This is a genomic window from Chitinimonas viridis (genome assembly GCF_030409555.1).
Lineage (GTDB): Bacteria > Pseudomonadota > Gammaproteobacteria > Burkholderiales > Chitinimonadaceae > Chitinimonas > Chitinimonas viridis.
Genome location: NZ_JAUFPU010000019.1, coordinates 255466 through 277007, shown reverse-complemented (window position 1 = coordinate 277007; position 21542 = coordinate 255466). Strand labels below are relative to the sequence as shown.

19 protein-coding genes are annotated in these 21542 nt (G+C 60.4%); 14 read left to right on the top strand and 5 right to left on the bottom strand.

What is annotated here, in order from left to right; translation table 11 throughout:
• Positions 1-304: 304 nt before the first annotated feature.
• From QWZ03_RS19855 to QWZ03_RS19840, 4 genes are all read right to left on the bottom strand, one after another.
• Positions 305-769: a hypothetical protein gene (locus QWZ03_RS19855; protein ID WP_290334351.1), complete on the bottom strand. Its 465-nt coding sequence runs from the start codon at positions 767-769 to the stop codon at positions 305-307.
• A 419-nt stretch (positions 770-1188) separates the two neighbouring features.
• Positions 1189-1701 (bottom strand): hypothetical protein, encoded by a 513-nt coding sequence (locus QWZ03_RS19850; protein ID WP_290334350.1) that lies wholly within the window; start codon positions 1699-1701, stop codon positions 1189-1191.
• A 116-nt stretch (positions 1702-1817) separates the two neighbouring features.
• The gene (locus QWZ03_RS19845) at positions 1818-2240 is read right to left on the bottom strand and encodes a hypothetical protein (protein WP_290334349.1); all 423 of its coding nucleotides are present in this window, start codon (positions 2238-2240) and stop codon (positions 1818-1820) included.
• Positions 2241-2344: 104 nt separating this feature from the next.
• Complete coding sequence (locus QWZ03_RS19840) at positions 2345-2671, bottom strand: hypothetical protein (protein ID WP_290334348.1); 327 nt, start codon at positions 2669-2671, stop codon at positions 2345-2347.
• A gap of 264 nt (positions 2672-2935) precedes the next feature.
• Here QWZ03_RS19840 and QWZ03_RS19835 point away from each other — a divergent pair, with 264 nt between their 5' ends.
• Positions 2936-4603 carry an alkaline phosphatase family protein gene (locus QWZ03_RS19835; protein WP_290334347.1) on the top strand — a complete coding sequence of 556 codons (1668 nt, stop codon included), beginning with the start codon at positions 2936-2938 and terminating at the stop codon, positions 4601-4603.
• Positions 4604-4705: 102 nt separating this feature from the next.
• Here the strand turns inward: QWZ03_RS19835 and QWZ03_RS19830 are convergent, their stop codons facing one another.
• Positions 4706-4933, bottom strand: coding sequence for a hypothetical protein (locus QWZ03_RS19830; protein WP_290334346.1), 228 nt, complete (start codon positions 4931-4933; stop codon positions 4706-4708).
• A 404-nt stretch (positions 4934-5337) separates the two neighbouring features.
• On the opposite strand from QWZ03_RS19830, the gene QWZ03_RS19825 reads away from it, so the two are divergent.
• The 13 genes from QWZ03_RS19825 to QWZ03_RS19760 all read left to right on the top strand — a co-directional run bounded on the left by QWZ03_RS19825 (position 5338) and on the right by QWZ03_RS19760 (position 21522).
• On the top strand, positions 5338-6321 hold the full coding sequence (locus QWZ03_RS19825) for a sigma-54 interaction domain-containing protein (protein ID WP_290334345.1): 984 nt from the start codon (positions 5338-5340) through the stop codon (positions 6319-6321).
• Positions 6322-6427: 106 nt separating this feature from the next.
• Positions 6428-6664, top strand: coding sequence for a hypothetical protein (locus QWZ03_RS19820; protein ID WP_290334344.1), 237 nt, complete (start codon positions 6428-6430; stop codon positions 6662-6664).
• Between the two features lie 200 nt (positions 6665-6864).
• Positions 6865-7617, top strand: a complete 753-nt coding sequence (locus QWZ03_RS19815; RefSeq protein ID WP_290334343.1) for an SIMPL domain-containing protein — start codon at positions 6865-6867, stop codon at positions 7615-7617.
• A 545-nt stretch (positions 7618-8162) separates the two neighbouring features.
• Entirely contained in the window at positions 8163-10205 is a 2043-nt protein-coding gene (gene tssC / locus QWZ03_RS19805; protein ID WP_308447588.1) for a type VI secretion system contractile sheath large subunit, read from the top strand.
• 31 nt (positions 10206-10236) lie between these two features.
• Positions 10237-10860 carry an Hcp family type VI secretion system effector gene (locus QWZ03_RS19800; RefSeq protein ID WP_284196000.1) on the top strand — a complete coding sequence of 208 codons (624 nt, stop codon included), beginning with the start codon at positions 10237-10239 and terminating at the stop codon, positions 10858-10860.
• Positions 10861-10876: 16 nt separating this feature from the next.
• The gene (locus tag QWZ03_RS19795) at positions 10877-11260 is read left to right on the top strand and encodes a GPW/gp25 family protein (RefSeq protein ID WP_284195999.1); all 384 of its coding nucleotides are present in this window, start codon (positions 10877-10879) and stop codon (positions 11258-11260) included.
• Between the two features lie 204 nt (positions 11261-11464).
• Positions 11465-13276, top strand: a complete 1812-nt coding sequence (gene tssF / locus QWZ03_RS19790) for a type VI secretion system baseplate subunit TssF (protein WP_290334342.1) — start codon at positions 11465-11467, stop codon at positions 13274-13276.
• Positions 13240-14367 (top strand): type VI secretion system baseplate subunit TssG, encoded by a 1128-nt coding sequence (gene tssG / locus QWZ03_RS19785; protein ID WP_290334341.1) that lies wholly within the window; start codon positions 13240-13242, stop codon positions 14365-14367. Before tssF ends, tssG begins: the two co-directional genes overlap by 37 nt.
• Positions 14364-16835 carry a contractile injection system protein, VgrG/Pvc8 family gene (locus tag QWZ03_RS19780; RefSeq protein ID WP_290334340.1) on the top strand — a complete coding sequence of 824 codons (2472 nt, stop codon included), beginning with the start codon at positions 14364-14366 and terminating at the stop codon, positions 16833-16835. The genes tssG and QWZ03_RS19780 overlap by 4 nt, the downstream gene beginning before the upstream one ends.
• Positions 16832-19507, top strand: coding sequence for a DUF2169 family type VI secretion system accessory protein (locus tag QWZ03_RS19775; protein ID WP_290334339.1), 2676 nt, complete (start codon positions 16832-16834; stop codon positions 19505-19507). The genes QWZ03_RS19780 and QWZ03_RS19775 overlap by 4 nt, the downstream gene beginning before the upstream one ends.
• Positions 19504-20574 (top strand): pentapeptide repeat-containing protein, encoded by a 1071-nt coding sequence (locus QWZ03_RS19770; RefSeq protein WP_290334338.1) that lies wholly within the window; start codon positions 19504-19506, stop codon positions 20572-20574. Before QWZ03_RS19775 ends, QWZ03_RS19770 begins: the two co-directional genes overlap by 4 nt.
• Positions 20571-21125, top strand: a complete 555-nt coding sequence (locus QWZ03_RS19765; RefSeq protein WP_290334337.1) for a DUF3540 domain-containing protein — start codon at positions 20571-20573, stop codon at positions 21123-21125. Before QWZ03_RS19770 ends, QWZ03_RS19765 begins: the two co-directional genes overlap by 4 nt.
• A 10-nt stretch (positions 21126-21135) precedes the next feature.
• The gene (locus QWZ03_RS19760; RefSeq protein ID WP_284195992.1) at positions 21136-21522 is read left to right on the top strand and encodes a DUF4150 domain-containing protein; all 387 of its coding nucleotides are present in this window, start codon (positions 21136-21138) and stop codon (positions 21520-21522) included.
• The last annotated feature ends 20 nt before the right edge of the window (positions 21523-21542 follow it).

Here is a 21542-nt window from a genome sequence, read left to right as displayed (position 1 = left end):
GTTCCAGGAATGAAATGCAACGAGCACCATTGCCGTTCTGCCACGGTGTGAATCAGGCAGCAGTTTGTCATGTAGCACAGGAGAGGAAGCCCAGCGCGAACAAGCTGGCGAAGCACTACGGCGTGAGCAGATGACCTTACCCCACTTGGTCTACCAACAATTAGTAAGCATGAAGTGTCGCCAAGCGCCGCCTGAAAGCCCTTCCGGCGTGGATTGTGTCAGACAGGGCCCTGCAGTACGCCAGCCTCCCCTGCGCTGGAGGAGGCCTGACAGGCACTGCGATAGCCTGACGTCTTCTGGCGACTTAGAAACCGACTGCTTGCTTGAACGGAATCACAGGATCAGGATGCAGGCGTGTTACTACCGTACCGTCGACATCGAACCAAACCATGATGTAAGTCATGGTACCTACCGCTTTCCAAACATACACCACATAATTACTGCCGCGCTGGGTGGAGCTAGGGGTATTCTTACAACCCATGACCTGGCTCACCTGTGCCAGCGGCATGCCCACAGCAATGGCGTCGAACTTGGCCTTGGTGAAATTGCTTAAGCTGCAGGTTTCGGTAACGGGCGTATTGGCTGGGTACGAGCCGCCCACGCTGTGTATCGTGCCGACCGTGATCACAACGTTGGTGTAGACGGTATCACCCACTTGCACGGAATCCACAGTCAGGCGGTTGGTGGCAGAATCATAGGTGTCAGCCCAGGCCAAGCCGCCTGTCATCAGTGCGGCCAGCGCCAATAAGCTGCGTTTGATTAGCTTCATTACTTACTCCTCTTCAGGTATTGGTTGTTTTAATTGACTGGTTTTCAACCAGCATCGGCCGGCTTCCATATCGGCACGTATCCGGAGACTGCATAACCATATGATTATTCGGTGCCAAATGAGCCAATCAACCAGATCGCCATGATAGCAATACCCTTGATGCATTCCGATGTCATTCCTCGATTGCGAGAGCCGTAATAATCACATTGCCCGGCGCTCCTGATCGCGTTATTGGATGCCCGGCCCGCCGTGGATATGCCGTCAGCCAGGCATGTACGCCAGCATGCACCGCTGGTGCAGTGCACGATAAGTGACGCCAAATCGCCGCGGTCGCGGCGCAATGAAATGGCCGGACAACGCAAGCATTTATCAAGCGTTGCCGGCCCACATATGATGAATCGACAAAACGGGAATGTTTGTTAGAAGTCAAAGCGATTCGTAATGTAGCCGCTGTAATGCCACCGTTCAGCAGCGCAGTTCTCGTCGCCAATATACACTTTGAAGTAGTTGCCCACTGGGGCACTAAGAATATAGGCCTTACCTATACAGCCATTGCATACCAGCACACCATTGCGAAAGATATCCCAGACACCGGAAATGTAGTCGGCGTGGCTGCTGCTGATGCTGACCAGATTGAAGTCGTAAGTGAGATTCGGATTGGCTTGGGCCGTGATATGCATATGGCCGTAGCGGGTCTTGCTGTTCCAGGTGGTGGCCATATTGCCCCTGATCGGCGAAAAGCTGCCCAGGGTCGGGTCTGTCAGCGCCAGGGGCTTTTCTGACCACACGCTGTGCGTTGCCGCTTGAGCGCCCGCACACAAGATAAAGCCAGCGGCAACTGCCAGGCCGGCCCTGATGATTGCTTTCATTTTGCTTCCTTTCTGTGAGAAAAGTGACGTCAAGGCTGCGAAAAAATTGTACAGCTGCATCATCTGAAGGGAATCCTCTGTTTGAAGGATGCCCGCCTCACGGCGCATCGCAGCCCTGTCGGCAGCCGCGTTGCTGCGCCCTTCTCACGGCTCACTGCGGCATCACATGGTATTTGTACCTAGGGTATCGCCACACCCGAGCCACCTATACGCACGCCAAGCCAGGCCATAGGCAGGTAGGCAAGCAGTAGATCGAGCGCAATAAACCAGGCCGGCGCGGGAATCATGAAGCTGGCCGCCACGCCGCCGCAAAGAAACACCACGCCGATGGCCAGGCCAATGGGCACTTTATGGCTGGCTGCAACCATGCAGGCGACGAGTGCACCGGCGAACGTGCCTACCGCGTGTGCCAGGAAAGGCATGATGAAGTGCTGTGGCCCAAAAAGGTGTATCGACCTACTCAGGCTTTCGGCATTGTTTACATCCACACCAGCAGGCGGTGGAATTAGCGACGGGCTGAGCATGATGAGTGCAGAGTTGACGGCGCCGCCTATCAATATTCCGACGATGACGGCAAAGGTATTACGCAGCAGCTTGCGCATGGGGCGCCCCCTCTGATTGTCCACTTGTGAAAGCGCCCTTGTGGCTTAACGCTGGCGCCCTGCCATGGGTGACCTATCCGGCCTAAGCGTGTAAGCGCTATACCTCACAGGCCGGATTTGAACATCTCCCGGACATTCTTGATCTCCGCCTCTGATGGCTCGATGCCGAAGCGGCCGGATTTCAGTCCGCTGGCCATCAAATACACCAATTGAGTGACGGTCACATTTCTGGCCTCTGCCAACGGCCTCAGGTAGGCCAGTAGCCATTTATCAAAGTCGACCGACCGGGTGGCGGAGTTCTGGCGAGACCGCCGCTTGCGCTCGGCAGCCGTCATGGCCTTGCTACCTATGGGTTTGCGACCTACCTTTGCCTTGGCTTTGCCGTCAAGCGGCAGCTCCATGGTCATCCTGTCTTCGGCTTGCTTGGCCATACACTCCCCATTCGTGACTGTCACAGTTTATCGACATTACGTGACAGTCACAGCAAATTTATTCAGCCAGAACGCCTTAATACCTAGACAAGGCGGTTAAGATTCAGGGCCGGAGGAGCCGCGCCTCAGGCGCCCCTCATGGTTTGCGCTGCAGTGCCGCGAGGCAACTCTTGGTCGATACTTGTTACTGCTTGCCTGGGCATGCAGCAGCGCCGGAACACCGGCTGGCAACACGCTCACCATAATCATCAGAGAGGAATATCCATGTTACGCCCCCTATTTGGCAGCCTGGCTGCCTGTGCCGTTGGCTTCAGCAGCCTGACCGCCACCGCTGCGACGGATGTTGCCGCAGCCAAGCCAGACTGGAAGCCCAAGCGAGTGCTGATTGCGGTGTTCGATCAGATGAAGCCGGAATACGTTGATCAGTTCAACATGGACAACCTGCGGCAGCTGCGCGATGGTGGTGTGCACTTTGCCCAGGGCTACCTTGGCCATGCCGCTTCCGAGACGGTTGTCAGTCATAACGTGATGGTCAGCGGCCAGTTCCCCAAGAACATGGGCTGGGCTGATGAGGTATTCCGCGACAGCGAGAACCTGCTGGGCAAGGGTAAGAATGCCATGTGGACGACTGGCTCGTTTACCCGCGAGCAGTTCAATATTCTGGTGAAGCACGCCGGCTACCCCAAGCTGGCAGACTATCTGCACGCCGCCCAACCCGGCAGCAAGTTCGTGGTGGTGGGAGAAAAGGACTACGCGGTCGAAGCCATCGCCGCACCCTCGGCTGATATCGCGGTGCGCTTTTCCGACCGCATGAAGGATCTCAGCAAGGAGACAGGCTGCGACAATCTTGGCGGACAGTGGCGTGGCCCGGCAGGGGTCAATGTTCCGACCTACCTGAGCGAGCCGCGCTGTGGCCGCTTCTACGTGAACTCGGACAAGAATAACGATTACGGCACCAAGGCAGCAGCACCCAGCTGGCTTTACCCGCTGGATGGCAATCGCTTCGTGCCTGGCAACGACCCCGCCCACTTGGGCGGCGACGCCTGGGTGGCCGACGTAGCCATCGCCATGGCCGAAAAAGAGAACTGGAGCGGCATGCTGGTGACTTTTGGCGGGATAGACAAATCAGGCCATATGTGGGGGCCGGGCAAGCCAGCAGCCATTCTGGACGGCCCTGCCGCGCAGACTCAACTGCCCGTTGTCGCCAAGTTCGCCGATGAGCAGATGGGCCGCCTGCTGGATAAGCTCAAGGCACTGGGGCAACTCGACGAAACCCTGATCGTGGTGACCGCTGATCACGGCGCCGTGGCCGGCTGGGGTAACTTCCACGGCTCCAAGGCTGCAGGCGTGAGCGACAACAACTGGTACTTCGGTGATGTGGTCAACGGTAGCGGCTTCGACAGGCCGATTCCAGCCATCAAGCCCCTGATCGATACCGGCAATGTGGCATTCAGCTACCAATCGACCACTGTCAACACCTGGCTGAAGGATACCAGCCCCGCCAAAAAGCAGGAGATGGCCAAGATCATGCGTGGCCTGCCAGGCGTGGTGGCCACTTACTGGCGAGACGGCGGCCGCTACAAGCTGGACACCGCCACCAAGACAGCCAGCCGCATGACCAAGCGTGAGCATCAATGGTGGCAACGCCATGGTCAGGAATTGATGGACACAATGGCGGCGGAAGGTAGTGCGGACGTGGTTGGCATACTCGGCGGTGGCACGACCTACTCGGTGAGCGGCGATCACGGCGGGATAGGTGAAGAAGAGCAACGCATCCCCATGTTTGCCTGGTCCGCGCACATCAAGCGTGAAAAGCCGGCAACCGGCTTCCGCTCGGCGGACATCTTGCCGACTGTACTGAAGGCCATGGGCATCAAGCAGACCCACAAGACGGATGGCAAGGCGTATACGCTGAAGTTCGAGGCCAAGTAAGGGCCGCTGCAGTGGTTGATCGAAACACTGATCAACCACTGCAACTCAGGCGAGAGCCTATCCTGCAAGCAGCCGGTCACGCCCCACCGAGTTGCGCGGCCGTCATTGCCCCTCTTTGATCTTGGCCTTGGCCATGCGTTTGGCTTCCTTGCGATCTATGCCTTGCATTATGAAGCCGGACTGTAGCTGGGTCTGTTGGGCGTACTCGGGTCGGTTGTGGTGCTGCTGCTGCTTGGCCAGCCCCAGCTCGGGGCCTTTCTTGCCGGTAGGCGCTTTGGTCCCTCGATTGGGATTGGATATTTCCGGGAAGCCGCCCTTTTTCCTGTTCATATGCCTGCTCCTCCTACGTCGATCGATTAGCCCCGCCCCGCACGCCATCTCAACACAGGCGCTGCTTGATGGGGTTCTTTTCCTTGCTTGATGCGCCACACCCAAACAGAGATATCCGGTGAATGCCACGAATGCGCGTGTTTACCTTAGCTGCCCGGCACCACAAGGGCAAACGTATCAAGGGCAGTTGCTTTGCTACGCAGCCGAGTCGTAAATTGACAGCACCTCAGCGAGATGCCTGTTCGCGATTAGCCGTATTTTTTCAAATCCGGTTTGACAGCGCCGATTATTTGTCCTTTAACGGTTGCAAAGTCCTACGCGCATGAGCCTGCCATCTGGTTTTGATGACCCTGCGCAAATCGACACAACCCGCGAGAGCGGGAACAGGGAATCAGGAGGAATGTGTGCAATCTTCGTCTAGGCTCAATCTGGTCGGCAGCTCGCCGGCTTTTCAGCATGCTCTAAAGACTATTCATCGCTTGGCACCCGTAGATGCGACAGTCCTGATAGGCGGCGAAAGCGGCACCGGCAAGGAATTGGCGGCCCGTGCGTTGCACTATCTGGGGCCACGCAGCGACCAGCCCTTTATTCCAGTCAATTGCGGCGCACTTTCTGACACCTTGTTTGAAAGTGAGTTATTCGGCCACGAGCGCGGCGCCTTTACCGACGCCAAGCAATCCAGCCAGGGCTTGGTGGGGGAAGCTGAAGGCGGTACGCTATTTCTCGATGAAATTGACACCCTGACAGCAAAGGCGCAAGGCGCGTTACTACGGTTCCTGCAGGACAAATCGTATCGGCGCGTCGGCGGCAAGGGCTACAGCCAAGCCAATGTCAGAGTATTGGTGGCCAGCAATGCCGATCTGGGCATGCTGGTGCAGCAACAGCGCTTCCGGCAGGATTTACTGTACCGACTGAACGTACTCTGCGTCACCCTGCCGCCATTGCGTGAACGCCATGGCGACGCGCTGGAGCTGGCACACACCTTCATCACCCGGCTCGGACATCAGTACCGCAGCCCTGGGCGCAAGCTGCACCCCGACGCCATTGCGTTTATTGAGCAATACAGTTGGCCTGGCAATGTGCGCGAACTGGAAAACGTCATACATCGCGAGTTCCTGATGAGTGATGGCGACGAGTTGCGCTGCGAAGAATCGCGCCAGCGCATGGCTTTTGCAACGCGCGATGATGTCTGCGCCCGCAGCTTCAAAGATGCCAAAGCCCGGGCCATTGCAGAGTTCGAGCGACGCTACGTGGCAGAACTCTTGGCACAGGCTGGCGGCAAAATCACGGATGCCGCCAAGCTGGCCGGCAAAGACAGAAGCGCCTTCGGCAAGCTGGTTAAAAAGTATACAATCGAGGCCGACTTTGGCGATTTTGCGCTGAACTGATACATGGTGTATCAGCCTTGGGACAGCCAGTGCATTGGCGCCGGGTACAAACGTCATGCGGTAGCCGGTTGGTACGCTCCACCGCGCCTAGAGCGGAACAATAGGAATGACCGATAACGAACGCATCGAGGCCATTGCGGCTTCGATCATGCGCTACTTGGGCATACGGCCACAAAGTGCGGACACCCTGGAAGGCATACACCGCTGGTGGGTGGAGTGGGGCGATCAAGAGGCGCCCCCCCTGCTGACCGAAAAGGCCTTGCACATGCTTGAGGCATCGGGCCAGCTCGAAAGCACCCAGATCGCCGGCCGCCTGATCTGGCGCCTGCCGAAGCGGCTTTAGAGCCTGCCCCCACACTCCCCAGCATTGCACCTTGGCAAGTCAAATATTGCCCAATGCTCAATCGATCATTCCGACGGCATAATTCGTTACAGTGACCACGCCTGCCCGACAGTGACTGAGTGCGCCCAATTGGGCGTCCATGGCAAGCACGCAGCAGCGTGGTGTCACCCATACCTATTATCTTGCTTGAGGAGCATCCCTTGTCACTATCCGAACGCCCCGCCAGTGGCGGCCTCGCACTTGGTGTCAGCATCGCCGTAGGCTTGGTATTGTCGGCCGGCATATTGAGCTATGCGCTTGATCGCGTTGCGGGCGATAAGCAATCAATCACAGTCAAAGGGCTGGCTGAGAAAACCGTGCAGGCCGACCATGCCCGCTGGGCCGTGGTAGTGCGTGGCCAAGCAAGGACGCTGCCGGACGCTTTTGCCGACTTGCGCGCCAATCAGCCCAAGTTGCTGGCCTTCTTCAAGGAACAGGGCTTCAAGGACGCCCAGTTGAGCAGTGGCCGGCAAACTTATCAAGTCGTCTATAAGCGAAATGAAAAAGAGCAGCAAACTGCCGAGGTGGAAGGCTATGTCACCGAGCAAACGGTGCTCTTGAGCAGCAACGACGTGAAATCAGTGGAGAAAGCCGCTGGCCAGATTGTAATGCTGCAGGAAAGTGGCCTGCCGGTTTCGGTTAGCGATCCGGAGTTCCTGGTAAGCAAGCTGGAAGAAGTGAAGATGTCGCTGATCGCCAGCGCCACCCGCAATGCCCGCGACCGGGCCACCGAGTTTGCCAAAACGGGGGATGCGACGGTAGGCGCCATGAAATCTGCCACCCAGGGCTCCTTTTACATCCTGCCGGCACAGGGCGGTGGCAGCGACGATGACTATGGCGGTGCTTACGATAAATCGACCATAGACAAGCTAGCGCGTGTGGTGGTGACCGTGCAATACGGCATCAAGCAGTAGCCAGCCGCACCGATTTTGCAAGGGCTGCCGCCATCGGCGGCCCTTGCCCCGCCTGCATCGATGGCTTCAGCCCCATCATTCACGCCAACCATTCTGGCGACCCCCCTCCCCCTCGGTTACCACGCGGCCAGCCGTTTTACCGCCGCAGGGTAGTTGCGCTCCGATTCTTGCAATGCGGGTTGTTTTGATCCCATGGCGGGTCATATGCAACCCATGCGCCCAGATCAAGCTCCATCTGCATTCGCTGCTCCCAGCCCTTGGATGCCGCGGGTGATTCTTTACCCAGACCATGCGAAGATCAAAAAAATACTCTTTCAAATCAAGCAAATACGAAATTCGTATTGCTGGCATGGGACTTGTATATAGAGGCCTCCCACAAGCGCAAAGGCTTGCCCTGGCGCTTACACGGCGAGGTTCGCACCCTTGGCTACATCAAGCGGACCGCGTTAGGTATTGGCGCAGCAACGATGGCATGGAACTGCCATCTGCCCCATGGCCGCTTGCGTCGGATCGGTTCGGATCTTCAGAAAGGGAGCAGACAAACCATGTTGGGAAGTGTTCAAGACAAACTATTGCGGGTCCGCCCGCCGCGGGTGCGCATCACATACGATGTAGAGACCGGTGGTGCCTTGGAGAAAAAGGAACTGCCGTTCATCGTTGGCATCCTGTCAGAGCTCAATGGCGACTTTCTTGCCGAGCCCTTACCCCCGCTCAAGGATCGCAAGCTCACAGAGATTGATCGCGATAATTTCAACAAGGTCATGGAGAGCATTGCCCCCAAGCTGGCCATAGGCAAGATACCCAATCTGCTGCCTGGCGCCCCTGCCGACGCCAAGCTGTCTGGCACGCTGTCTTTCAACAATATGGAAGACTTCACGCCGGTGAAGGTGATACACCAGGTCGATGACATGCGCACGCTGTATGAAGGGCGCGCCCGCATACGCTTTCTGCAGTCCAAAGCCGAAATCACCGACAGGCTGGCGCGCTATCTCGATCTGGTCGTTGCAGATAGCGACGACGGCAAAGCGGCCCGTGCCGAACTGGTTGGCCTGTTCAGTGCCACTGCCAAGCCGGACGATTGGGCGAAAGTCACCCCTACGGGCAAGCTGGCAGATCTGGTTGGCTCCAGTGGACTAGCGCTGGATGCAGACGCCACCGCGACCCTGCTGGAGTTGATGGGCCAGTTCGCTGTGGATGTTGTCGCCAGGCTGGATACCTTGCTGGCCGACGCCACAGCCCGCGCCGCGAAAAAAGGCGCCGCCCCTTTGACGGGTTCTGCAGCACTGATAGACGACCGCGTGGCGGAAGTGGATCACGCGCTGGGCCTGCAGCTCGATGCCATCATGCATGCCGAGAATTTCCAGCGGCTGGAAGCCACCTGGCGCGGCTTGTTCTATCTTGTGTCGCGCACTGAAACCGGCGCCATGCTCAAACTGCGCGTGCTGAATGCGTCGAAGAAGGACCTGCTGGATGACCTGACCAAGGCAGTGGAGTTTGATCAGAGCGGCCTGTTCAAGAAAATCTATGAAGCCGAATACGGCACCTACGGCGGCGCGCCCTACAGCATGCTGGTGGGTGACTACGAGTTTGGCCGCCACCCCAATGACATGACTTTGCTGTCCAAGCTCGCTGAGGTCGCCGCTGCTGGCCATGCACCCTTTATCGCGGCAGCCTACGCCAAGCTGTTCGATCTCGAAAGCTTTGAAAACCTGGCCAAGCCTCGCGATCTGCAAAAGATATTTGAGAGCGTCGAACTCATTAACTGGCGCGCCTTCCGGCAAAGCGAAGACTCCCGCTATGTCACTCTGACACTGCCACGCGTGCTGATACGCCTGCCTTATGGGCCGGACACCCTGCCCTGCGAGGGCGTCAACTACCAGGAAGACGTCAGCCGCGACCCCGCTGCAGCCGTCAAGATGCCCGATTCGGCAAAGTTCCTGTGGGGCAACCCGGCCTTTGTGCTGGCCGAGCGCATTACCAACGCTTTTGCCATCTATGGCTGGACTGCGGCAATACGCGGGGTGGAAGGTGGCGGCCTGGTTGAAGGCTTGCCGGTCTACACCTACCCCAGCGATGACGGCGATGTGGAAATGATCTGCCCCACCCAGGTGGCGATTACCGACCGGCGCGAAAAAGAACTGAATGACCTCGGCTTCATGGCGATCTGCCATTGCAAGGGTTCTGCCAAGGCGGCGTTCTTTGGCGGGCAGTCCACCAATCAGCCCAAGCTGTATCTCTCGGACCTCGCCAATAGTAATGCGCAGATATCGGCCATGTTGCCCTACATTCTGGCCGCCTCGCGCTTCGCTCATTACGTCAAGGTGATCATGCGGGAGAAGGTGGGCAGCTTCCTCACGCGGGGCAATGTCGAGGCCTTCCTCAATACCTGGGTCAGCCAGTATGTGTTGCTGGACGAAAGCGCTGCCCAGGCAGTCAAGGCAGCCTATCCGCTCAGTGCCGCCAAGATCAGCGTGACCGAGGTGCCAGGCTCGCCAGGCAGCTATCGCGCCACGCTCTTCTTGCGACCGCACTTCCAGCTTGAGGAATTGACCACCTCAATCCGCCTGGTGGCCGAGCTACCCGCCTAATAGCCCGAATGAATGCTGAAAGGAAAGCACGATGGATCTGATTCTCTTGCAACCGGGCGACAAGACGCTCTTTACCGGTAGTGACGGCGGGCTTAACAGTTGGGACAAGGGTGGCAGCCTGATCAATACCACTGACTGGGGTACGGGTGGTGACGCCACGGTACAAACCTTTGGCGGGACCCCCAATATCCCATTCGATGGTACGGCCTGTATCGAGCTGGTATCGGTACACCAGGGCATGAAGCAGCAGATGACGACGGATGTCTCCAACTCTGCGCGTACCTCAGGCCGCCCCATCATCACCGAGTTCACCTGCGTCAAGTACGTCGACAAGCTGTCGGTCAAGTTCTTCGATCTCTGCCTGCGCGCCAAACCCCTGGGCGCAGGCAAGGATCAGCCGACGATGATCTACATCTGCCGTAACTCCGGCGACAAGACGGCCAACATACTGACCATGGCATTGCGTGACGCCATGATCAGCGAAATCCAGTTCCAGTCGAATCCGGATGACATGCCCACTGAGCAGTTCAAGCTCAACTTCACCGAAATACTCTGGAAATACACCGTCCAGTTGGCCGACACCAAGACGGCAGGTGTGGTGCCCGCAGGGTGGAGTCTGGCGCGCAATCGCCCCATTGGCGAATTCACGCCGTAGGCACTGGAGGCATGCCGTGCAGTTCCTCTTCGACAAACTGGTGGCTCGGCCCGACAGCCTGGCAGCTCATGGCGAAGAGGCGCTGCGCAAGGCCATTCTGTACCAGCTCGATTGGCTGGTGGGTTGCCGCGAATGGCTGGCCGAGCAGCAAGGGACGGGCTTGCTGGACATCAGCATGCCCGACCCGCTGTCTCTGCCCGCCGGAGGCCCCTTGCTGCAGCACTATGCCGAGCGCCTGCGCAAGTTGATAGAACTACACGAACCGCGGCTGATTGGGGTGAAGGTAGAGCTACTACCCACCAGGCAGCCACGGCACCCGTTCCGTATCGGCGTGACCGCCATGCTGCGCGATCTGCCGGAGGGGCCCGAGCTACGGTTTGAACGCGATGGCGGTGGCTAGCCAAGTTGCCAGCAACGGGCAGCAGCACGCCCCCTGCCGCCGGGGATGATGTGATGAACCGCCTGCGCATAACCGTGCCGGCAAGAACGACTGATTTCAACTCTTAGTCTGGATGCGTGCCATGACACCTGCACTGATCTTGCCTGCCACTGCAAAGCCGCTGACCCGGCCGGGCACGGGCTTGTGCGGACAAGGAGCGGCGTGATGGACCGCAGTCTCAGCTTCCGCGACTACTTTGAGTCTGAATTGGGTCAGCTGCGCGAGCAGGCAGTGACCTTTGGCCAGGACTACCCGGCAACCGCGCAGGCCTTGGCCATGGGTCAAGGCAAGTCGGGCGACCCGCATGTCGAGTTGCTGATGCAGTCCTTCGCCTTCCTGGCCGGCCGGCTGCGCCACCAACTGGATCGCGATGCCAGCCAGCTGCCCAATGCGCTGATGGCCCAGCTCTACCCGCACCTGGAAGCGCCCATACCCAGCCTGTTGGTGGCCGAGCTGACACCCAGGCCAGATGCCAACTATGCCCAGGCAGTGCGGCTGGAGCGCGGCCGCGAGTTTCATGCCCTGGCGCGTGACGAGGCGGGACGCCATGTGCGCTGCCGCATGAGCGCCTGTTTCGACATCCCCCTGGTGCCGCTGGAGATCGTCGAGGTCAGGCAGATATCCACCACAGCGTTTGATGGACTCAGCAACGACCCTGCCGTGCATTCGGTATTGAAGCTACGGCTGCGCACCACCGGACAGCATCCGCTGGCAGCCCTGGCGCTGTCGAAGTTGCGGTTCTATCTCGATATCGAAAACCCGGCATGCTGGCGCCTGTATGAGCTGCTCAGCCTGCAGCTGGCCGGGATTGCCACCCTGGATGGCAGCCAGCAATTGCGCCGGCAGGGTGCTGACGCCCTGCGCTGGCTGGGTTTTGACGACAGCGAAGCCGCAGTGGCGACCGATATGGTCACGCATCCCGGCTACCGCCTGGTACAGGAATATTTCGCCTTCCCCGAGAAATTCTTGTTCTTCGAGCTGAGCGGACTGGACTTTGCTGGTGCCGGCCAGGAGGCTGAGCTGTTGTTGCTGCTCAAGAGCACGGTGGACAAGAGCCTGGACCCTGGTCCGCGCTCATTGCGCCTGAATTGCGCCCCGCTGGTCAATCTGTTCCCCCAACGTATCGAGCCCTTGGCGCTGGACCATTCCCGCTATGAGTATCGACTCAGTGCCGACCTGGCCCAGCACCGCCACACCGAGATCTACCGCATCGAAACCCTCACGGCCATCCGGCCCGGCGAACCGCCCAGGCCCTTGTCGCCCTACTTCGCCCTGGATGGCTTCGACCGGCTGGAGCAACAGGATTACTTCTACGTTACCCGTCGGGATGAGAGCACGGTTCGTAGCGTACCGGGTACCGAAACCTATGTGTCCTTTCTGGATATGGGCTTTGACCTGCAGCGTCCTAGTGACGAGACCATAGGTGGGCGTGCGCTATGCACCAATCGCCGGCTGGCCGAGCAACTCTGTGCCGGCGACAAGCTCACGCTGGAAGGTTCGGGGCCGGTCAAGGCTGCCCAGGTGGCATCCAAGCCCACGCCACACCAGTCACCGGTACTGCTGGGCAAACAACCCTGGGCGCTGATATCGCAATTGTTACTCAACCATCTACCGCTGACAGGCAATGCCCAGGGGCTGGGCGCTCTCAAGAGCATGCTGCGACTCCACCTGGGGCGAGCCACCCTGCTGGGTGCCAAGCAGATAGACAGCCTGAGCGGATTGAGCACCGAACCCATCGTCCGCGCCGTCAACCGGGGCGGCTATCGCCATATGGTCGAGGGCTTGCATATCACCATCAAGATAGACAGGCAGCGCTTCGAAGGCTGTAGCCCAGTGCTGTTTGCCGCTGTATTACGCCGCTTCTTCGCCCTGTTCGCCAGCGTCAATATGCTGACGGAGTTGAGCCTGGAAACCCATGACGTCAAAGGAAAGCTGAAAACATGGCCACCCATGGCTGGCGAACAAGTCGTCCTCTGAGCGAGTCGGTACGCAGCGAGGCGAGTCGCTTCGACTTCTACCAACTGGTGCGGCTGCTGCTGGCCGAGCGGGGCGCGCAACCCGAGCTGATGGATAGGCACCTGGCCTTCCAGGCCAATCTGGGCGCGGCGTTCCCGGGCCACGAGGTGCGCCAGATCGACACCATGGCGGATGGCCGCACCATGCTGCAGACAGGAAATTACGTCCTGGCGGGGTATGCCGGCCCGCTGCCGGAGCGGCTGGTGGAGCAGATGCTGGAACGCATCCGCAATGGCGATGAGATCATGGCTCGCTTTCTGGACCTGTTCAATCAGCGCATCAACAGCCTGCGCTACAGGCTGAAGGCCACCTATCGCATGGGGCTCAACCTGCAGGCACCTCAGGACACCCCGCATGCCCATATGCTGGCGGCCATCATGGGCATGGCAGCGCCTGGCTTGGCTGAACAGATGGTATTGCCCCGGCGGGCGTGGCTCAGCATGGCCGGCCTGCTGGCCGACCCGCGTCGCAGCACGCCGGTGCTGACGCGGGTGCTGTCGCGCTATCTCGGCGCACCGGTTCACCTGATTCCCCTGCAAGGTGCATGGCGAACACGGCCAGAAGAAGACCAGACCCTGCTGGGCCGCCGTGCCTTTGCACTGGGGCAAACGACTCGCCTGGGTGATCGCGCCTGGCTGCCTGCAGCGCGGATTGCACTGGAGATCGGCCCCCTGCCCTATGCCGCGGCCTGCAAACTACTGCCCAATGGCCGCACCTGCCGCGGGCTTGCCTATCAGCGCGTGGAGGCGCCACGCTACGCCCTGCTGGTATCTCGGCGGCGTAGCGGCCATGGCTATCGCCACCGCCAGCTTGCCGAACTCATACGTTTTCTGCTGGCGCGTCGGCAAGATGCGCTGGTTTGCCTACACCTTGAGAGCACTCAGGCCGTACCTTCACGCCTCACCCGGCAAGCCTGGCAACCCGGCCCGACTGGCGAAGGCTATTGGGGCATGCGGCTGGGGCAGACAGCCTGGCTGGCAGGTGGTGATAGAAGCCAGCACCAGGCGCGCTGTCTCGTTCGTGCCTTTCCTGCTGCAGGAGATGCAGCATGAATGCGCCAGAAGACCGCATCGGCATCACCGATGTAGGCAGTGTCGAGAACACAGCCCTGTACCTGCATTGCGCCATATTCCTGGATAGCCAGGACATCATCGGCGACGAGACATTCCGACTGGTCAGCTTTACCGGGCAGGACCAGGTATCCGAGCCCTTTGAATACCAGTTGGAGTTGCGTGGCAATAGCGGCAAGCCGGGGCGCGAACTGCGCTTTGACCAGCTGATAGGCAAGGCCGTTACCTTTGGCGTCGGATTGCCCATGCCAGAGCAGGTTGAGGACCCGACTGCCATCGAGGCATCCAGCGAGCGTTTTGCCAAGGCGATAGCCGGGGGCGCAAGCGATGGGTTGACCCTGTTCAACGGTATCGTAGCCGCCTTCGCCATGAGTGCGCCCGGCATATACCAACTGACCGTGCGACCTGCTCTCTGGCTGTTGACCCTGGCCAATCGCTACACCTTGTACCAGGACAGCAACATCAGCGATACCTTGCTGGCGGTGCTGGGTTATCACCACATCGATGTCGATGTCAGCGCCGTTGGCGGACTTGCGCTGGCACGTACCCAGGACTGGCTGCAGGTGGGAGAGTCGGATTACGACTTCCTGCGCCGCCTGATGGGCAAGGCGCATCTTTACTTCTACTTTAAGCACACAGCACGCAGTCACACGCTGGTCCTGGCCAATCGGCCGGAATACCCCGAGGCGCTACCTGGCCGCAAGCTACGCTACACCTTTACCGATGATACCGAGGGCGGCCTGTCGCAGTTTGATGTGATCGGCGACTACCGTTATCAGCAAAGCCTGCAGATCAGCGCGGTGCATACCGTATTCACCCGTCAGGACGAGGCCTGGCAGGTGGATGGCTGCGCCGGCATCTATGGCTTCAATGCCGCCAAGCCCGATGCGTCGGATGCCGGGCGGGTGTTCCGGCAGCACAAGATTTTCCAGTACGGTAGCAGCCGTTCTGCCGCCGAGCATTTTGCCAGCCTGACTGAACAGGCCAGCCGCAGCGGCGCCAGCCAGCTTAGTGGTCAAAGTTTCTGCCCGATGTTCCGGGCAGGCTTTCGCTTCACCATGACCGAAGACGTCATGGAGGGCTCGCCCATGCCGGTACGCCCCAGCCTGAATCTGCGCCAGTTCGTGCTGACCAAGGTGGAGCACGAGGCCAGCCTGGATGGCAGCTACAAGAATCGCTTCGAGGCCACCGAGGCCGAAGGCCTGGTGTCGGCTTTCTCGCTGGCGGACACCCAGCAGGGCTCGGTGCTTGCGGTTGTCGTCGGCCATGCCGAAAGCGTCACCCCACCGACGGACTGGCGCTTCCTCAAGAAAAGCGACTTCGATCCAGGTCGCAGCAGCTACAGCGACAAGGAATCGGAAGACCAGGCCGAACTGCAGGCAGTGGGTGCCTTTGTCTGCCTGGCCACGGATACGGCCGGCACCCGCCGCTGGGTCAAACTGGCCGCACATATGCAGACCGTGCCCGAGATAGGCGCGCAGGTCATCGTCGGACGCTCCAATGATGAATCCGAGCTGCCTGAGCTGCAGCAGATCGTGTCGAGCTGTGGCAATACCACGGTGACACCTTCCACGTGGATCGCTAGCACCAATGTGGGTAGCAGCTATGGCACGCGCTACGGCGATGGCCAGAACATCAGCTTTGGCGCCAGCTCCACAGCTGACCTGAGCAAGGCAGTCGATGTGGTGACCAAGGCCTACGCCACCGGCAAGTTCCGCGAAACCAGCTACGGCCAGGGCGCCAACTATGGTTTGTCCACTGCAGAATCGACCGCGCCGGATGCCACGCAAGACCTGCCGACGACCTATGGCTCATATGGGCCGACCAGCGATCTGCTGCGGGTGGATGAGTCTTTCGGTTCCAGCTTCGGGCGTAGTACCGGCAAGGTGTCGTCCAATATTGTGGACTACGGCATCAGCTATAACCGGGCCCGCCATGACAAGACGGAAAGCTACACAACCGTAGACGATACGGCCTACACCGAGAACACGCACAACGGCAATGTCACCAACAAGACCACCATCAATGCCACCAGCACCTCCACCGAAACCATAGATATCCGCAGCAACAGCAGTGCCATCGGCATCAGCAACAGCAATGAGGCCGTAGGGATAAGCAATAGCAATAGCGTGACTGGGGCCAGCAACCAGAACACCCTGACCGGCGCCAGCCTGCAGATACACCTGACGGGGGCCAGTTCGACCAATAGCGCCGTTGGCGCCAGCATGGATCTGAACGCAACGGGTGCCAGCATGCGCATCAGCGTGACCGGGGTCGCCACCGAAGCCTCCAGCGTGGGTGCACGCAACACCGTTGATATCGTTGGCGAGAATGCCACGGTCAAGGTCAGTGGGCCTGGCATTTTGTTTCAATCTGAAATGCCGGTCATGAAATACGACATCAGCGGCATGGAAATCTCGCTGATCTCTGCCTTGAAGATGATTCTATGAAGACCATCAAGCCACTTAGCCTGGGTCTGCTCACCCGCCCCTGGCGGCAACAAGGTGGGCACCGGCTGGCCGTCGCTGCAATAGGCTTCTTCCGGCTGGGGGAAGCATCCCATCGCTTTTTGCCCGAAGCCGAGCAATGGCCCTTGCTGCTGAAGGCATTGCCGCCCGGCAAGCCCCTGGATGAGATCCATCCCAAGCCCCACGGCGAGCTGCTATTGGCAGGAAACGCCTATGCGCCTGCCGGTGAGCCTGTAAGCAGCCTAGTAGCCAGCATGCGCCTGGGCGAGGTTGAGAAGCAGCTGCGCGTCTGGGGTGACAGGCGTTGGTATTACGGGCCTTGGTACCGCATCAGCGAGCCGCAACCCTTCACCCGCATGCCCTTGCTGGCAGAGAAGGCCTTTGGCGGCCCCAAGCATGCAGACAACCCCGTCGGCGCCGGCTATACCGGCAACCGCCTTGCAGGCTGGATAGGTACCAACGAAGGGCCCATGCCCAATATCGAGCTGGCGCAGGTGCCGGTGGATAGCCATGTGCGCAAGTTGGTACCCGCCTTGCTGGGCCCCTTGGAGCAAACCCTCCCGGCACGGGCGCAGTGGGTGGGTAGCTACGATGAGCAATGGCTCCTTGAGGATGCGCCAGGACTGGCAAGGAATATCGATGCCCGCTTCTTCCAGGTGGCACCAACGGATCAATGGAACGACGGCCCCTGGCGCGGTGACGAGCACTACAGCCTGGATCATCTACACCCTAGCCAGCCCAGGATAGCAGGCCAATTACCTGGCTTCGCCGCCCGCGCTTGTGTGCGGGAAAAAACCAGCGGTGAAATGCGCGAAGTGGCCATGTCGCTCGATACCGTCTGGCTGCTGCCAGAGGCCATGCTGGGGGTCTGCATCTACCACGGCAGTACACCGGTAAGCGACCCGGATGGGCTGGATATCGATGCCGTCATGGTGGGGTATGAGGCGCTCGCAGCCCCCAAGGCCCAGGCCCATTACGCCGAAGTCATGCAACTGCGTAGCGACGAAGCCACCGCCGTATTGCATGCCATGAACGAAGCACAGCTGGCCCCTGCCCTGCCGGCAGAAGTGCAAGCCGCGCGCGCGATCGCAGCCACCCAGCGGCAAGCCGAGCGCCAAGAGAAACAGCAGGCTCGGCTGGATGCCCACCTGGCAGATATCTGGCAACAGATCGGCACCCAGCCCCCGGCTGATTATGTCCCGCCCAGGATCACGGCCTCACCCATGGATATCGACTACCCCTCGCTTCAAGAAGGAGAGGTTGACCTTGGCGTCTGGTTGTCCGGTGTCACTGCGATGGCGCAGCAAGCACGGCAAGACGGCGAAGCAAAACTGGTAGAAGCCGCCGAAAAAGTTGCAGGCATGCCACCCGTTCCCCCACCGGATGCAGCGGAAACGCGTGAGCGCCACTACCGCCGCGTCGCCCAGCCGGCCTGGGACTTGGTGGGCGGTGATGATGCCAACGTGGCACAGCTGGATCACGCCTTGCAATTGGCGGCCGAAGCGGGCAAACCGCTCTCCAGCGAAGAACGCGCCAAACTGATTACCGATCTGGGACAGCTACCCGCCCTGCAGCGCCAGGCCAAACGCCTGCTGCCTGCGCCGGCTGAACCACCGCTGGCCGACGATTTGGCACAATGGCTGGGCGAACAGATACGGCTATGGCGCCAGGGCGGGATTGTACTGGCCGGCCGGGATCTGCGCGGCGCCAATCTGGCGGGGATGGATTTTCGTGGAGCAGACCTGCGCCAGGTTTGCTTTGAGTCTGCCAATCTGCGGGGTGCCAATCTGGCCCAGGCCGATCTCCGCGGCGCCAGCCTGGTTGGCAGTCATCTGGAGCAGGCCGACCTGAGTGGCGCCTTGCTGGACGAAGCCGGCATGGCCGCCTGCCATGCTGCGGGCGCCAACTTGGCGGGCGCCAGCCTGCGCAAGGTGCTGGCCCCCAAGGCAGATTTCCATGGTGCCGACTTCACGGGTGCGGTGCTGGAGGACGTGCAGCTCAACGAGGCCCTGCTGCAAGGCAGCAAGCTGACCAAAGCCGTGATCGCCCGCACCTTGCTGACGGATATACGCGCCGGGGGCAGCGACTGGCAAGGCGCCAGCCTGATGCAATGCCTGTTGCTCAAGGCCGATCTGCGCGAAACCGACTTCCGCGAAGCCCGCCTGGAAAAGACGGTGCTGCTCAACGCCAAGCTGGACGGCAGTGACTGGCGCAAGGCCGTGGTATTGCGCTGCGCCGCCATGGGCGCCAGTGCGCTGGGCCTGCGCGGTGATGGCTTATATAGCAGCGGTAGCGGTTGGCGTGGCATCAACTGGCAGGATGCCAGCCTGCGCAAGGTACGCCTGATCGATTGCGACCTGGCAGCAGGCAACTTTCATCGGGCCTGTCTGGTGGATAGCCTGCTGGCGCGGTGCCTGTTGCAGGATGCCGACCTCACCGACAGCGAACTGCGCGGCGCCAATCTGTTGCAGTCCATCTGCCGCAAGGCCAGCTTCAGGGGCGCAGACCTGCGCCGCGCCAGTCTGCGCCAAGCCACGTTGGACGATGCCGACTTCACCGATGCCCGCCTCGACAATGCAGATTTCGACCCCGCCAGCTGGCGGCGTGCGCAGCATAGGCTCAAGGCGACCGTCGCGCAGAGGGAGGCCGTATGAACCCCTTGCGCGATGCGATCGACCGGGCCACCCGCCTGGGCCGGCCGGTACAGGATGCCACTGCGTTGCAGTGGTCTGCCGCTGGCAGCCAACTGGCTGACCTGACCTGGCACCGCTGCGGCTTGCCAGCGGCAGATCTGCGCGATGCCGACCTGAGCAATAGCCGCTGGGTGCAATGCGATCTGCGAGGCGCCGACCTGCGCGGTGCCAAGCTCGATGGCGCCGCCTTTATTGATTGCCAGCTCGACCACACCCAGTGGAACGATACCCGCGCCACCAATACCGCCTGGGTGAAATGCACCTTGGCTGGCAGTGATTGGCGGGGCGCCAGCCTGGAAGTCAGCAACTGGCTGCAGTGTGGCCTGCAGCAGGCCTGCTTTGCGGCGGTGGGGCTAAAGCGTTGTGCTTTTGCCGGCAGCACCACCGCACAGCTGGATTTGACCGATGCGCGCCTGCTGCAGTGCGCGTTGACCGGCTTGAACCTGGCAGATGCCTTGCTGGGTGGCTTACAGGCCGACACCGTGGCCTTTATCGGCAGCACCCTGCTGAACCAGAAGCTGGCGGGCTTGGCGTTGCCGCGCTGCAATTTTGATGGCGTGGATTTTGGCAGCACTGATTTCAGCGGCACCGACCTGACCGCCACCAACTTCCACGGTAGCCGGCTGGATCAAGCCTGTTTCAATCATGCACAGGCCGGCCATGCACTCTTTCTCGAAGCACAGCTGAATGCTTGCCGGTTTACCGACAGCCAGCTTCAGTCTGCCCTGTTTGTCCGCGCCGTACTAGACGGCTGCGACTTCAGCGGTGCTGCATTGGCGCAGTCGGTGTGGGATCACGCCCGCCTGACGGATTGCGACCTGCATGGCGTGCATTTCGATTACGGCCGGTTTGACCATGCCCGCTGCAACCGCAGCAACTTCAGCCATTGCGGCTTTGACCGGGTCAGGTTGCATGGTGCCGTGTTCGACGACTGCGACTTTACCGGCGCCCGCACTGCGCTGGCATATCAGACCGACCAGGCATTGCTGGCGGCCGAACAACCTGTGTTGAGCCTGGAGTCAGCATGATGACGACAAAACGTCCCCTCCCCGAGCCTGTCATGCAGCAGCAGGTCAACTACAGCGAAGCCGTGGTGGCCTTGTCGCTAGGTGGTGGCCGGCTTTTGCTGGATGACGGTTGTGCAGCCCGTACGGCGCTGTCCTGCCTGCTGGTGCCCCAGTCGGGGGACCGTGTGCTTTACCTGGCGGCGAGCGGGGGCGAGCGCTGGGTGCTGCATGTCCTGTCGCGGCTGGATGCCAGCGAAGCCAGCATAGAAGTGGCGGGCATTCCGCGCCTGACCATTGCTTCGCCCGAATTGACCCTGTGCGGCGAGCGGCGGCTGGCGTTGATCACGGCTGACGAGGCCGATCTGACCGCTGCGGGCCGGCTCACGGTATCGGCCCGCGACCTGACCTTTAACGTGCTGGGCAGCCTGCTGCAGTCGGCACGCCATGTGGTTGGGCGGTGCGAGACCTGGCTGATGACCGCGAGCGGCCTGGGCCGCTTGCATGCCAGGCAGACGCTGGTAACGGCGGACGAAGATATCCGTGCCGATGCCGAACGCATCAGCCTGGGCTAGGAGGCGCTGCATGTTTGCCAATACCAATTTGGGCGTGATGAATCTGGGCTTCCCCGATGTCTGCCTGACGCCACCGCTGGCGGTGCCCGTGCCTTACCCCAACATCACCTTCTCGGTGACGCATATTCCGTCGATCTTCAATTTCCTGATCGGTGGCGGGTTGGCCGAAAACCTGCTGACCCAGGGAACGGTGAGCCTGGGCGACTTCACCGGTGTCTTGCTGGGTGTGGCATCCGGCACCATGGCAGGGCCAGACCGTCCTGTGCTGGGCAGCTTCAAAGTCATGCACGGGCCGGTGTTCGCCACCCGGATGACCACACTCAATATCCAGAACAGCACCAACACCATCGGCGTGTCGCTGACACCCGCACAGGTGCGCGTGCTCCTGCTGAGCTGATGCCCACCATGAACATGCGA